A 15062-nucleotide genomic window follows, 5' to 3' on the forward strand; every position below is an offset into this window, starting at 1 on the left:
TTCGGACAATTTTGTCCTGTTTAAGAGTAATTTTTTTTAGGTTTTTAAATATGAAGCTCCAGACTTGATCCCAAGAGCTAATTCTTCAAGGTTGGTAGATTCTAACATTTTCTTTAATTCTTCTCTTACGGAAGCGAATTTATAATGAACAGGACATGGATGATCTTCTGAGCATTTATTGAGACCTAACCCACAACCAATATAAATACTATCACCATCTATTGCATCAACAATTTTTGCAAGTTGTATTGATGCTATTTTGTGTTTTTCTATTTCAAAACCGCCGGCAGCACCTTTTATAGAATCGACTATATTATTTTTAGCTAGTTTTTGGAGAATCTTTGCAGTAAATGCTTCTGGCGAATCAATTTTGGCAGCAATGTCTTTAAGACTTACTCGCTCTCCTTGGTATGATTTTAAGGCGATAAAGATAGCAGCTTTAATTCCGTATTCACAGGCTTTTGAAAACATTCTATTCAAAAATTAGTTATAGTGCAAAATTAGTAATTATTTAATTAGGATAAAAATATCCGAATTAAATAATTGCTAATTTTTATCCTTGTATTTTAATAAAAGACTAATTAGTCTTAAAATATGATATTTATCATATTTCATGTGCTGTAGTAATTCTTATTTTTACAAAATAAAAGATAAAAAAGTCTTTTATTAATAGTAAAAGTAGTAAGAATATGAAATCAAAAAAACCATTTGTATTGTTATCTAGTACAGGATTGTTTATAGGCGTTCTATTGATGATCCTATCTGCCTGCTCACAAAACAAAGAAGCAGAGGCAAAGAATTATCTGGGGCCAGAAGGCATTCCTGTAAGTCAAGAAATGATTGCCGAATTAACTTCACCTCCCAATGTTCCTGGACCTACAGGAAGAAGAAAAGCGAAGAAGCTTATCGTGAATATGGAGGTTCTAGAAGAAGAAGGAGAGATGACAGATGGAGTAAAGTATGTGTATTGGACGTTTGGAGGTTCGGTACCAGGAAGTTTTATAAGAACAAAAGTTGGGGATGAAGTAGAGTTTCACTTAAAAAATCACCCAGATAACAAATTACCCCATAATATAGATTTACATGCTGTAACAGGCCCAGGGGGTGGGGCAACATCTTCTTTTGTAGCTCCTGGACATGAAGCTCAGTTTTCTTTTAAAGTACTAAATCCAGGATTATATGTATATCACTGTGCGACAGCTCCGGTAGGGATGCATATTGCTAATGGAATGTATGGATTAATACTTGTTGAGCCAGAAGAAGGTCTTCCACCGGTAGATAAAGAATATTATGTAATGCAAGGGGATTTTTATACCAAAGGAGAGAATGGAGAAAGAGGATTGCAGCCCTTTGATATGAAAAAAGCTGTAGATGAAGATGCAGATTATGTGGTTTTTAATGGAAAAGTAGGTTCGTTAACCGGTGATAATGCCATTACAGCAAATGTTGGAGAAACGATAAGATTATATGTAGGTAATGGTGGGCCAAACCTTGTATCTTCTTTCCATGTTATCGGCGAAATTTTTGATGTCGTTAGGGTAGAAGGAGGTGACCTTATTAATACCAATGTGCAAACTACTCTGGTTCCTGCAGGAGGTGCAGCTATCGTAGAATTTAAAGTTGATGTTCCGGGAACCTTCATTTTGGTGGATCACTCTATTTTTAGAGCATTTAATAAAGGTGCCTTAGGAATGCTTAAGGTACAAGGAGAAGAGAACAAGAAAATCTATTCTGGTAAACAGGAAGAAGGAGTCTATCAACCAGAAGGAAGTGGAATCCAGGAAATGCCCGTTGATGAGAGTGTAGTAAAAACCGAAGAAACGGCAAAAACACTACAGGAAAAAATGGAATTTGGTAAAGCTACCTATATGAGAACTTGTTTTGCTTGTCACCAAGCCGAAGGTCAAGGAATTCCTAATGCTTTTCCGCCTCTGGCTAAATCAGATTATTTAAATGCTGATCTAAACCGTGCAATTGATATTATACTAAACGGTAAAACAGGAGAAATTACTGTAAACGGTGAAAAATACAATAGTGTGATGACTAAACAAGACCTAACAGATGAAGAAGTAGCCAATGTGCTTACTTACATATACAATAGTTGGGGAAATTCTAAAAAAGAAGTAACAGCATCCATGGTTGCAAGTAAAAGAAACGCACATTAAAATTATAGAATAAATGCTAACTCCTCCTTTAAAAATAGTTTTCTTTTTTGCTATATGTATAGGATATACATTAAATAGTGTTATAGCACAAACAGAAAATATGGTTACTGTTAAAGGAGGAGTTTATATTCCTCTATACGGAGTTGATTCTACAGCGGTAAAAGTCAATGATTTTTTAATGGATGTTTATCCTGTATCAAATAGTGAATTTTTAGCATTTGTTAAGAAATACCCACAATGGAAACGAAGCCATGTAAAGCAGTTATTTGCAGATAAAAACTATTTGGTACTTTGGAAAGATGATAATACTCTAAGTGATCAATTGAAACCTAATTCTCCTATAACAGGTATTTCTTGGTTTGCCGCCAAAAAATATTGTGAGTGTCAAGGAAAAAGATTACCAACTATTGATGAATGGGAATACGCTGCAATGGCAGATGATAAGACTATAGACGCAAGAAAAAAAGAAACCTATAATCAATATATTTTAGAATGGTACGAAACTCCTAAATCTTTTAATAACAGTATTGGATCTACTTTTAAAAATTATTGGGGCATATATGATTTACATGGATTAGTATGGGAATGGACATTGGATTTTAATTCTGTACTGATATCGGGAGAATCTAGAAAAGATGTAGATAAAGATAGTAATTTATTTTGCGGCAGTGCAGCTGTTGGAGCTTCAGATTTAATGAATTACGCTGCGTTTATGCGCTATGCTTTTAGAGGAAGTATGAAAGCAAATTATGCAGTCAAGAACTTGGGTTTTCGTTGTGTAAAAGATATTAATGTAACTCCTTAAGTCCACAAGATAAAACTCAAATACATAATGTGTGTTAAATCATCAAATATGATCAAAATGAATATCATAAAAATTTTACTATTAGGAGCAATCATTGTGTTAAGCTCTTGTAATAAAGAAAAAAAACAAGAAGAAGTAGCTGTGTCTGAATCTAAATCTAAATCCAAAGAACATAACACTTCTATTTCTGAACTTTCGATCTACAACTTGCCTTCTATTTGGACTACACAGGACAATAAAAAAATAGAACTCAAAGAATTAAAAGGAGATGTTCTTGTAATGGTAATGATCTATACCTCTTGTAAAGCAGCCTGCCCGAGATTGGTGGCTGATATGAGAGATATAGAAGCTCAAATTCCAGAATCTAAAAAAGAGAATATTAAACTCTTATTAGTAAGTATTGATCCAGAGACTGACACCCCCGAAAGGCTTAAAAAATTCTCTATTGAGAACGAAATGGAATCCGATCAATGGCTGTTTCTTAGAGGCACTAAATCAGATACAAGAGAATTTGCAGCTGTTCTTGCCGTGAATTACAAAAAAATATCACCAATGGATTTTTCACACTCTAACATCATAAGCGTTTTTGATCAGGGAGGAGAATTAGTCCATCAACAAGAAGGGTTAGGAGTAAACAATAAGGAAACCGTAAATAAAATTATTGAGTTGGCACATTAGTAAAGGGAAAATGTAGTCTTTTAGAACCCTAATTTATAGCCTTCGAGTTAAGAATTTTATGTTCAACTTTCTGAAAACCGTAAAATAAAAGACTAATTTGTCCGAAATATGACTTTTGTCATATTTATCTCCCTATCCCATACCTAATTTTGTCTGATATAATCAAAATAATATTTCTCTTGAGAAATGAATTTTTGAACAATAATCTTAAATCTATTAAAATGATTAGACTAGACAAATTGATAATTTTATTCGCTGTTACTCTATTAATAAGTTGCGGAGGAAAAGAAGAAAAAAAGGAAGAACAAATTAAAATAGGAAAGAGTACAACAACTCAAAAAAAAGAAACCAAACCCGTTTCTACTGGCACTCCTGCATCAAAAAAAGTTGATCTCACAAATAAAGGAGTTGGACCAATCAAAAATTTAGTATTAGATGCCACTATTGACGAAACAATGGCTGCTCAGGGAGCCGAACTCTTTAAGACAAAATGTACTGCTTGTCATAAAACCCATAAGAAGTTTATCGGGCCAGCTCCCGTTGGTATCTTAGAAAGACGAACTCCAGAATGGATTATGAATATGATTCTGGATCCTGAAAAAATGATTAAAGAAGATCCACTGGCTCAAGAGTTACTAAAAGAACATAATGGGTCTCCAATGGCAAATCAAAGTTTAAAAGAAGAAGAAGCTAGAGCCATTTTAGAATACTTCAGAACTTTGAAAAAGGGATAGTACAAAAGGCTTTATTGGAAATATTGTAACCTGTCTAAGGATAAAGAATGTTAAAGCAGATTGTTGAACCCACCATAATAAATTTAAAACAAGCAGAAGAAATATTTGCAGAATTACCACCTGCTATTTATTCCAGTACATCTGCAGCGCCTTATTACAGTAGTATAGGTGGGCATTTACGTCATATACTAGATATTTTTAAATGTATAGTTAATGGTATAGATTCTAGAATTATTGACTTAACCAAGAGAAAAAGGGGAACTATTGTAGAACAAAACCCAGTAGAAGGTCAGAGATATTTGAGAAAAATAATTTCTGACCTGGAATGTATTTCTGATTTAGATCCCAGTATTGCTATTATTATAAAAGATGATCTTGGGATGGGGATGGTTGAGATTCCAACAACCCTAGGAGGAGGGTTAAACCAAGCTCATAGTCATGCAATCCACCATTTTGCTTGTATTGGATACATATTACATATTCATGGAACCATTTTGCCAAATAAAGTTTTTGGATACAACCCTACAACACCTGAAAATCAGAGTATTTGATGTAGTAGGATTTATAGATTTTGTGCAGATCAATATAGACACAACAAAAAATAAACTAAACTAAATATTATGAAAACAACTAAAGCATTTTTTTTAATTCTAATGAGCTTTACCTTCTTGCTAAGTTGTAAAACAGAAACTAAGAAAGAGGAAACAAATTCAACACCAAAAAAAACAGTAACCGAAACCACCGAAAAACAAGGGCAAGCATTTATTCAAGATGATGAAGCGACCCCTAATGTACTTAATATAGCAATTGGTTCTAAAGATCATACTACATTGGTGGCAGCTGTTCAGGCTGCCGGTTTAGAAAATTCCTTGGTAAATGCAGGGCCTTTAATGGTATTTGCTCCAACTAATGAAGCGTTTGATGCATTACCCGAAGGAACTGTAGAGAATCTTTTGAAACCAGAAAATAAAGACGCATTAGCAAACATTCTAAAATACCATGTAACACCAGGTAATTACTCAAAAGATTTTCTGAAAAAATTTAAAAAACTGGGCCAGTCTAATGGTGTAAATGTGAAAGTAACCAAAGAAGGCGAAGATGTTTTTATTGGCGAAGCCAAAATTTTAGCAAGTATTCCTGCCGGAAACGGAATTGTACATGTTATTGATAAGGTATTATTACCACCATCAAATTAATAAACTAATAAAAAGATAAACCAATGAAACGTATATCTCAAATACTCTTTATTACAGCAGTACTTAGCTTGGTAATAACCGGCTGTGCAGATATTAATAAAGATAAAAAAATAACCGATGGAGCATTAGGATCTAATGCTGCAGAAAAAGTCTATGTAGCTCCTGGAGAGCATGATGAATTTTATGCATTTGTCTCGGGAGGGTTTAGTGGACAACTATCTGTATATGGACTTCCATCGGGGCGATTATTTAAAGTAATCCCTGTTTTTTCTCAAGATGCAGAAAAAGCATGGGGATATAATGAAGAAACAAAACCAATGCTTAATACCTCTTATGGTTTTGTGCCTTGGGATGACTCTCACCATCCAGATATATCACAGACCAATGGAGAAGTCGATGGGCGTTGGGTTTTTATTAACGGAAACAATACCCCAAGAATTGCAAGAATTGATCTAAGTACTTTTGAAACTACAGAAATAATTGAAGTTCCTAATAGTGCTGGTAATCATAGTTCATCTTTTGTAACAGAAAATACAGAATATGTAGTAGCAGGAACTCGTTTTTCTGTACCTGTACCACAAGAAGATATTGCTATCAAAGAATATAAAGGAAAATTTAAAGGAGCTGTATCCTTTATTAGTGTAGATCCTGATCATGGAAATATGGAAATGGCTTTTCAGATTTTACTACCAGGTTTTAATTATGATTTAGCTCACCCGGGTAGAGGAGCTTCACATGGTTGGTTCTTTTTTACTACATACAATACAGAAGAAGCAAATTCTTTATTAGAAGTAAATGCATCTCAAAATGATAAAGACTTCATCGCTGCAATTAATTGGAAAAAAGCAGAAGAATATATCAAACAAGGGAAGTTTAAAACAATGCCGGCTAATTATGCACATAATGTATATGATGAGAAAACACACACGGCGACTTCTACAATGAAGAAAGAAGTAAAAGTATTAGATCCTGCAGAATGCCCAGGTTTAGTATACTTTTTACCAACACCTAAATCACCACATGGTTGTGATGTAGACCCATCGGGAGAATATATTGTTGGGAACGGTAAACTTTCAGCCGATCTTACAGTACACTCGTTTAGTAAAATGATTAAGGCTATCGAAAATAAACAGTTTGATGGGGATGCTTATGGAATTCCGATTATCAAATTTGAAGATGCATTGGCTGGTGTTGTTTCTCAAGCCGGACTAGGACCATTACATACCGAGTTTGATGGTAAAGGAAATGGGTATACCACGTTCTTTATTTCTTCTGAAGTAGTAAAATGGAAACTAGGAAGTTGGGAAGTAATAGATAGAAAACCTACATATTATTCTGTAGGCCACTTGATGATTCCAGGAGGGAACTCTAGAAAACCATTTGGTAAATATGTACTGGCGATGAACAAGATAACCAAAGATCGTTATCTGCCAACTGGACCAGAAGTTACTCAATCGGCACAGTTGTATGATATCACAGGTGAAAAAATGGAATTACTATTAGATTTTCCAACTATTGGAGAACCACATTATGCCGCTGGGATATCTGCAGATTTAATAAAACCTCGTTCTAAAAAGATCTATAAGCTAGAAGAAAATGAACATAAGTATAGTATTAAAAATAATGAAAATGTAAGAGTAGAACGCGAAGGAAAAGAAGTACATGTATATATGACTATGATTCGAAGCCATTTTACACCCGATAATATAGAAGGGATTAAAGTAGGAGATAAAGTCTATTTTCATGTCACAAATTTAGAACAAGATTATGATGTACCGCATGGAGTGAGTATGATCGGAGCCAATACTTCTGAGCTGTTAATAATGCCTGGACAAACAGAAACTTTTGTTTGGGAACCTAAACAAGTAGGAGTCTGGCCATTCTATTGTACCGATTTTTGCTCGGCATTACATCAAGAGATGCAAGGATATGTTAGAGTATCACCTGCATCATCTGATATAGAACTTTCCTGGTCTCTGGGAGAAGATTAATTTCAGATTCTACCAGGAAGGAGATAGATTAGTTATATTTCCAAAAAAGCGAGAGGACAAAATCCCCTCTCGCTTTTAAATCAACTTAAAAAAATTGTAGTCATGAAGAAGAAATCAAGAATATTAATGCTTGTAGGAGTACTGTTACCTTTATTTCTGTTCGTATTTCCTCTTTGGAATATTACATTAGAAGCTCCTCAATATCCAACTCCGTTAGGAATGGATATCTACATAAATGATTTCGCAGACATGCATCCTCATGATATTAAGAATATCAATTTGATGAATCATTATGTAGGAATGAAATACATTCCCGAATCGATTCCAGAATTCAGGATTTTTCCTATTGTGATTATAGTAATGGCCTTTTTAGGAATTATATTAGCCTTTAAAGCAAACTATAAATGGTTTTTGGGATGGTTTATAATAATGGCTATTTTAGCCTTGGCAGGAATCTATGATTTTTACCTGTGGGAACATGACTATGGGCATGATTTGGACCCAAAAGCAATAATGAAATTTACCAATCCAGATGGAACTGTTATGGGGTTTCAACCCCCTTTATTTGGAACCAAAGATATTTTAAATTTTAGAGCGCACTCATACCCTCAACTAGGGGCATATTTTTTAGCAATAGGAATGGCTCTGACCTTTATTTCTTATTTTGTAGGGAAACGTGAAAAAAACTTCAAACATCAATGAAAATGAAAAAATATAGCTTTAACAATATCGCCTTTTTTATTTTAGTGATCATGCTTTTTGGTTCGTGCAATGTTCAACCAGAAACAATACATTACGGAGAAGATAATTGTCATTATTGCAGTATGACCATTGTCGACAAAATTCATGCTGCCGAGATCGTTACAAAAAAAGGTAAGGTATTTAAGTTCGATGCGGTAGAATGTATGATAAATTATGTTGCAGAGATAGATAAAGAAGAGATCTCACTTTACCTTTCTAATCATTACGATTCTCCAGAAGAATTAATTGATGCAACACAAGCTACTTTTTTGATAAGTAAAAATATATCGAGTCCCATGGGAGCGTTTTTAACCTCATTTGAAAGTAAGGCGAGTGCAGAAAAAGTGAAATCTGAAAAAGGAGGGAATTTATTTACCTGGGAAGAACTTTTAGAACATCTAAAGCATTAAAATAAAAATATATCTATCCAGTATAACTAATAGGTAAAAATACTTATCCCGATGAAAACCGGGAACTATTCAAATTCTATGTTGATCCGTCTTGATTAAGATCTAACCTATAAAAAAAGCAAATAATAAATAAATGTTTCAAATCAGGAAAATACTATTTCTGGCAATCTTTCTTCTGCCAGTATTACTTCTCGGCAAGACTATAAAGGTCTGTAATTCCTGTGAAATAAAAACAATAAAAAAAGGTATAGTTATAGCCACGGCACTTGATACAGTACTTGTGAAAAAAGGAAAGTATAATGAATTTAATATTGTGATTGATAAACCTTTGACATTATTGGGAGAAAACTACCCCATAATTGATGGGGAGTTAAAAGGAGGAATTATAAAAGTGATTTCTGATAATGTTACGGTAGATGGATTATTCATTATTAATGTAGGTACTAGTTATACAGAGGATTATGCGGCTGTACGGGTAGTAAAAAGCAAAAATTTTTTGATACAAAATTTAGTGCTAGAAAAGTTATTCTTTGGGATATATCTAGAGAAATCAAGAGATGGCAGAGTTTTTCATAATAAGATTATAGGTGACGCAGTAGAAGAATATAATTCGGGTAACGGTATACAACTATGGTATTCTCAAAATATAGACATAGAAAATAATATCATTACACATGTAAGAGATGGTATCTACCTTGAGTTTGCTAATGATTGTAGAATAAAAAATAATATAAGTTCTAATAACTTACGATATGGGTTGCATTTTATGTTTTCTAACAATGACCTGTATGAGAATAATACGTTTGAGAATAATGGAGCAGGTGTCGCTGTAATGTTCTCCAAGAAGATAAAAATGTTGAGTAATACATTTAAAGAAAACTGGGGAGCAGCATCCTATGGTCTTTTGTTGAAAGAGATCAATGATGCAGAAATAACAGGAAACATTTTTAAAGAGAATACAATAGGGATTAATATCGAAGGCTCTAATCGAATTAAGTATACTAAAAACAGTTTTGTGAAAAACGGTTGGGCCATCAAAGTACGTGGTGCATGTTATGCAAATATATTTAGTAACAATAACTTTATGTATAATTCATTTGATGTCTCCTATAACAGTAAACTTAATGACAACAAATTTGATAAGAATTATTGGAGTGGGTATACAGGATATGATTTAGATAAAAATGGTGTTGGAGATGTACCTTACAGGCCGGTAAAATTATTTTCATATATCGTAAACAGGACCCCAGAAACGATTATCTTAATGAGGAGCTTGTTTATTGATATGATTGATTTTTCTGAAAAAGTATCGCCTGTATTTACCCCTGATGATTTACTTGATAAGTATCCGTTAATGAAAAAACAAGGATGATTAAAATTGATAATTTACATAAGGATTTTGGAAAGAATCAGGTTTTAAAAGGAGTCGATCTAAGTATTGCTGAAGGCGGGATATTTGCAATACTAGGGCCAAATGGATCTGGTAAAACGACATTGATCAAATCTATTCTTGGGATGGTTATCCCAAATAAAGGTGATATTTTTATTGATAATACTCCAATTAAGAAAAGTTGGAAATATCGTGAGCAAATAGACTATTTACCGCAAATAGCTAATTTCCCTGCAAATCTTACAGTGCAAGAATTGATTAGAATGATCAAAGATTTACGAAATAAATCTGGAGATGATACTGCGCTGATATCCTCTTTTCAATTGAACCCTTTTCTGGATAAAAAACTAAGTAACCTATCCGGGGGAACAAAACAAAAAGTAAATTTAGTATTAACATTAATGTTTGATAGCCCATTAATTATTTTAGATGAACCTACTACAGGGCTTGACCCTATTGCCCTGTTAGAGCTTAAAAAAATAATACAAATAGAAAAAGAAAAAGGAAAAACCGTTTTGATCACCTCTCATATTATGAGTTTTGTTGAAGAGATAGCCGATGAAATCGTTTTTCTTCTCGAGGGTAAGGTATATTTCAAGGGAAATATAAGCACTCTAAAAGAAAAAACGAAGGAAAACGACTTTGAACATGCGATTGCTAATTTGCTAAAAGAAAATAATGCTTAAGATTTTAAAATATAGTTTTTACGACCTTATCCGTAGCCGATGGAGTTATGTATACCTGCTTTTTTATTTGGCATTAGGATTTGTATTATTATTCCTCAATAATGATTTGTCAAAAGCTGTAATTACTTTGATGAATGTGATTATTATTCTTGTTCCTCTTATCGGAACTATTTTTGGGGTCATGTATTATTATAATTCTAAGGAGTTTACCGAATTACTTTTGGCGCAGCCCATTAAGAGATCATCTATTTTTATTGGGCAATATTTAGGAGTAGCGCTTTCATTGTCTATGAGTTTGGTAATAGGGTTAGGATTACCGTTTGCCATGTACGGCCTTTTTCAATCGAGTGCGATTTGGGAATTTTCCTTACTCCTCATTACTGGTACATTTTTGACATTAATTTTTACGGCGCTGGCATTTAATATTGCTTTGTATAATGAAAACAAAATAAAAGGGTTTAGCTATGCTATTTTGCTCTGGTTATTTATGGCAGTAATTTATGATGGTCTTTTTTTAATGTCATTAATCATGTTTGAATCTTACCCATTAGATAAATTTTCGATAGGAGTAACTTTATTTAACCCTATTGATTTATCTAGAATCTTGATATTATTAAAACTTGATATTTCTGCTTTATTAGGATATACCGGTGCAGTTTTTCAGAAATTTTTTGGTACTAATTTAGGAGTAATTTTATCTTGTATTGCACTTTCTATTTGGGTATTTTTACCTACATTCAACATCTATAGAAAATCTAAGAAAAAGGATTTCTAAAACTATATTTGTTGTATTGAAGAAACTGTTGCATGATAAAATCAAAACGAAATGCCTTGATGTCACTTGCCTTTTTTTTATTGGCAGCGGCACTGGGTGTTTTTTTAAGATTTTTATACGTTTTTGATATATCTGTTGATTATAGATATATTGTACATGCACACTCTCATATTGCATTACTAGGATGGGTATATATTGGTTTAACAACCCTACTTTACAAATTGTATTTAGGTAAGTGTAATGTTGATAAACGATATAGAATCATTTTCTGGTTTACCCAATTTACTTTATTAGGAATGTTGTTTTGTTTCCCTTTTCAGGGATATGCATTATTCTCGATAACTTTTTCTACACTATTCCTTTTTGCTTCGTATTGGTTTACCTGGTTTTTTATTAAAAATATACCAGAGAAGTTTAAGAATGCAAAATCTTACAAATGTATAAAGATTGCTTTGTGGTATATGGTTATTTCTAGTATTGGTCCTTGGGCATTGGGAGCAATAATGAGTACGCTAGGAACAGATTCTATCTGGTATAGACTGGCTATTTATTTTTATTTGCATTTTCAGTATAACGGATGGATGATACTAGCTTTATTTGGATTGTTGATTTTTATTCTTGAGCACCAAGAAGTACGTATCTCTAATAGAGATTTTAGTAACTTTTCTCGGACAATTAATCTTGGGATTATTTTAAGCTTTTTTCTTTCGGTATTATGGACTAGACCGGCAAGCATTTATTATATTTTGGGAGGAGTAGGTGGCTTGCTTCAGTTTATAGCATTTCTGATATTTATTAGGCTATTAATAAAATCAAGAACGGTATTAAACAACATATTCTCTGGTTTTCAAAAAAAACTATTAAAAACAATCGGTATTCTTATACTAATTAAATTTTTACTACAACTGATCTCGGCTTTTCCATATTTTGCAAACCTGGCTACTACTATTGTAGATTTTACGATAGGTTATTTGCATTGGACTTTTTTGGGAGTAGTAAGCATTAGTTTATTTTTATTCTTTGAATATTTTAAACTTATTAAAATTCCTAAAAAGGGATATTACATCTATCTTTTAGGATTTGCTCTCACAGAAGTATTGATTTTTTATAAAGGGGCCGTCATTTGGCTTGATTTTACTTTTTTTGAACACTATTTTATTACACTTTCAATAGCAAGTGTTGTGGTCTTAATTGGTGTTAGTTCTCTTTTTATAACTAATTTAAGGTCAATCAAAATATGATCTCAAAAGAGTAGAAATATTTTGCAAGTATACTACAGCTATTCATTTTCAGATCATTTAGTTCTACCTAATAATTTTTACTAAAAACATTTTTATGTCAGTTCCGAAAAATGAAACTGAGACTTGCTATTATTGCAATGTGAAAATTGAATGTAGAAACCATATAAATACGCAAAAACTAAACATTGAAATGAAAAAACAATCACTTTTACTTCTGTTAATGATCGTAAGTATTACCAGTTATGCCCAAATCAAATTTGAACAGGGATATTTTATTGATAATAATGGAATAAAAACGGAATGCCTTATTAAAAATGTAGATTGGCATGATAACCCGAGCCAGATTGAATATAAAATAGCAGAAGATGCAGAGGCTAAGATGGGTTACATAAGAAATATTAAAGAATTTGCAGTATCTGATCTTAAATATGTAAAAGCAACTGTAAATATTGATATGTCAAGCGAGGAATTGAATCATTTAAGTATTAACAAAAACCCTGAGTTTAAAGAAGTAACTTTATTTCTAAAACATATAGTAAAAGGTAAAGCAAACCTATATCAATATGAGGAGGGGAACTTAATTAGATACTTTTATCAGGTAGATGATAAGGATATAGAGCAGTTAATCTATAAAACGTATAGAGTTACACAAGAAATAGTAAACGGAGTAGCAAAAGAAAGAACGAATAAGATTGATAAAAATAATCGATATCGACAACAACTTTGGACAGATGTTAAATGTAATAACATCAAAGAAAGCGATGCTGTAAAAACTAACTACAAGAAAAATAGTTTAGTAAAGTATTTTATAAAATACAATAGGTGTAAGGATCCAAACTTTGTAAACACCCAAAAACGAGAAGATAGAGATTTATTTAACCTTAATATCAGACCTGGGATTAATTTTTCTTCTCTTTCTCTTTTAGATTCATATACCAATCTTTTTACTAAAAGTGGTTTTGATGACCAAACAAGTTTAAGATTCGGTATCGAAGCAGAGTACATTTTACCATTTAATAAAAATAAATGGGCTGTATTTATAGAACCAACCTATCAATCATACAAATCAGATTTAAAAGATAAAATAACTACTTTTTTAGGAACTAATACTAGAACTTATACAATTGATTATAAGTCTATAGAGTTTCCAATAGGTTTAAGACATTATATGTTTTTAAATGATAAGTCAAAATTGTTTATTAATGCAGCATTTGTAATGGATTATGAATTGGATGCAACATATTCTGTAACTATTAATGATGATTCAACTCCTGTTACTGTTATTGATATGAATACAGGAACAAATGTTATAGCGGGATTTGGATATAAGTATAATGATCGATATGGTATTGAAGTACGTTATGCAACGAATCGTGAAATAGGTAATACATTTAATTATAGTTCTTTCTCTGTGATCCTAGGCTATTCTTTATTCTAAAAAAAAATTCTTATCAAAATTTTGATAAATAAAAGAAAAACCCAGGAGCATGTTCTTGGGTTTTTTTGATTCTGGTAGTTTGTTGTGTTTTAGAATTTCTTAAATTTTTGATAAGAATTTTTTATGTATTTCTTCGTTCCTGTATTTAGTTGTACATTAGTCCCACACCTCAAAACCTAAAATTATGTCAGAGTTTTGGCTTTATATAAAGCTGGGTTTTGGTCACGTGCTAGATTGGCATGCTTATGACCATATTTTATTTTTAATTGCGCTAACAGTAGGGTATACTTTTGATAACTGGAAACGTATTTTGTTATTAGTTACCTTGTTTACAATCGGACATACATTGTCTTTGTTTCTGGCAGCATATGATGTAGTATCGGTAAATTCGAGATTGATAGAATTTTTGATTCCTCTGACCATATTGATTGCAGGTTTGTTTAATGTATTTACTGTAAAGAATACTTCAAAAAACAGTAAAATAGGAATCTTATATGGAGTAACTATTTTTTTCGGACTGATTCATGGGTTGGGATTTTCAATATTCTTTAAGTATAGCAGTGGTGGCACAAGAATTTTACCCTTAATTGAATTTGCATTGGGTGTTGAAGCTGCACAGATTATTATTGTTTTAATTGTTCTTATAATTAGTTTTATATTTCAAACTTTTTTTCGATTTTCAAAACGAGATTGGATACTTGTTGTTTCTTCTATTGTGATAGGAATGGTAATCCCCATGCTTATCGCAAATAAAATTTGGTGAATAAGTGTGATTAGGGTTGTATTTGCCACATCGTAATAATATATTCGTA

At 32.3% G+C, this 15062-nt stretch carries 16 protein-coding genes; 15 read left to right on the plus strand and 1 reads right to left on the minus strand.

Annotated elements, in window-relative coordinates; translation table 11 throughout:
* Window positions 1-36: 36 nt before the first annotated feature.
* Window positions 37-471, minus strand: coding sequence for an RrF2 family transcriptional regulator (locus AAFU52_RS11460; protein ID WP_024772225.1), 435 nt, complete (start codon window positions 469-471; stop codon window positions 37-39).
* Between the two features lie 218 nt (window positions 472-689).
* On the opposite strand from AAFU52_RS11460, the gene nirK reads away from it, so the two are divergent.
* The 15 genes from nirK to AAFU52_RS11535 all read left to right on the plus strand — a co-directional run bounded on the left by nirK (window position 690) and on the right by AAFU52_RS11535 (window position 15013).
* Window positions 690-2165: a copper-containing nitrite reductase gene (gene nirK / locus AAFU52_RS11465; protein ID WP_024772224.1), complete on the plus strand. Its 1476-nt coding sequence runs from the start codon at window positions 690-692 to the stop codon at window positions 2163-2165.
* 13 nt (window positions 2166-2178) lie between these two features.
* On the plus strand, window positions 2179-2970 hold the full coding sequence (locus tag AAFU52_RS11470) for a formylglycine-generating enzyme family protein (protein WP_024772223.1): 792 nt from the start codon (window positions 2179-2181) through the stop codon (window positions 2968-2970).
* A 57-nt stretch (window positions 2971-3027) separates the two neighbouring features.
* Complete coding sequence (locus tag AAFU52_RS11475) at window positions 3028-3648, plus strand: SCO family protein (RefSeq protein WP_024772222.1); 621 nt, start codon at window positions 3028-3030, stop codon at window positions 3646-3648.
* Between the two features lie 221 nt (window positions 3649-3869).
* Complete coding sequence (locus tag AAFU52_RS11480) at window positions 3870-4382, plus strand: c-type cytochrome (RefSeq protein ID WP_024772221.1); 513 nt, start codon at window positions 3870-3872, stop codon at window positions 4380-4382.
* A 47-nt stretch (window positions 4383-4429) separates the two neighbouring features.
* Complete coding sequence (locus tag AAFU52_RS11485; RefSeq protein WP_024772220.1) at window positions 4430-4933, plus strand: hypothetical protein; 504 nt, start codon at window positions 4430-4432, stop codon at window positions 4931-4933.
* Window positions 4934-5002: 69 nt separating this feature from the next.
* Window positions 5003-5578 carry a fasciclin domain-containing protein gene (locus AAFU52_RS11490; RefSeq protein WP_024772219.1) on the plus strand — a complete coding sequence of 192 codons (576 nt, stop codon included), beginning with the start codon at window positions 5003-5005 and terminating at the stop codon, window positions 5576-5578.
* A gap of 23 nt (window positions 5579-5601) precedes the next feature.
* On the plus strand, window positions 5602-7569 hold the full coding sequence (gene nosZ, locus AAFU52_RS11495) for a Sec-dependent nitrous-oxide reductase (RefSeq protein WP_438426468.1): 1968 nt from the start codon (window positions 5602-5604) through the stop codon (window positions 7567-7569).
* 102 nt (window positions 7570-7671) lie between these two features.
* Window positions 7672-8271, plus strand: coding sequence for a hypothetical protein (locus tag AAFU52_RS11500; protein ID WP_438426469.1), 600 nt, complete (start codon window positions 7672-7674; stop codon window positions 8269-8271).
* Between the two features lie 2 nt (window positions 8272-8273).
* Window positions 8274-8720, plus strand: coding sequence for a nitrous oxide reductase accessory protein NosL (locus AAFU52_RS11505; RefSeq protein ID WP_438426470.1), 447 nt, complete (start codon window positions 8274-8276; stop codon window positions 8718-8720).
* Window positions 8721-8853: 133 nt separating this feature from the next.
* Complete coding sequence (locus tag AAFU52_RS11510) at window positions 8854-10092, plus strand: nitrous oxide reductase family maturation protein NosD (protein WP_024772215.1); 1239 nt, start codon at window positions 8854-8856, stop codon at window positions 10090-10092.
* Window positions 10089-10796 (plus strand): ABC transporter ATP-binding protein, encoded by a 708-nt coding sequence (locus AAFU52_RS11515; RefSeq protein WP_024772214.1) that lies wholly within the window; start codon window positions 10089-10091, stop codon window positions 10794-10796. Before AAFU52_RS11510 ends, AAFU52_RS11515 begins: the two co-directional genes overlap by 4 nt.
* On the plus strand, window positions 10789-11571 hold the full coding sequence (locus AAFU52_RS11520; RefSeq protein WP_438426471.1) for an ABC transporter permease: 783 nt from the start codon (window positions 10789-10791) through the stop codon (window positions 11569-11571). The genes AAFU52_RS11515 and AAFU52_RS11520 overlap by 8 nt, the downstream gene beginning before the upstream one ends.
* A 32-nt stretch (window positions 11572-11603) precedes the next feature.
* Complete coding sequence (locus AAFU52_RS11525; protein ID WP_438426472.1) at window positions 11604-12812, plus strand: hypothetical protein; 1209 nt, start codon at window positions 11604-11606, stop codon at window positions 12810-12812.
* Between the two features lie 190 nt (window positions 12813-13002).
* Window positions 13003-14250 (plus strand): outer membrane beta-barrel protein, encoded by a 1248-nt coding sequence (locus tag AAFU52_RS11530; RefSeq protein ID WP_438426473.1) that lies wholly within the window; start codon window positions 13003-13005, stop codon window positions 14248-14250.
* A 184-nt stretch (window positions 14251-14434) separates the two neighbouring features.
* A complete protein-coding gene (locus tag AAFU52_RS11535) occupies window positions 14435-15013 on the plus strand; it encodes a HupE/UreJ family protein (RefSeq protein ID WP_438426474.1) in 579 nt (192 codons plus the stop codon).
* Window positions 15014-15062 lie beyond the last annotated feature (49 nt).

The organism is Aquimarina macrocephali (assembly GCF_051627225.1).
GTDB classification, from domain to species: Bacteria; Bacteroidota; Bacteroidia; order Flavobacteriales; family Flavobacteriaceae; genus Aquimarina; species Aquimarina macrocephali.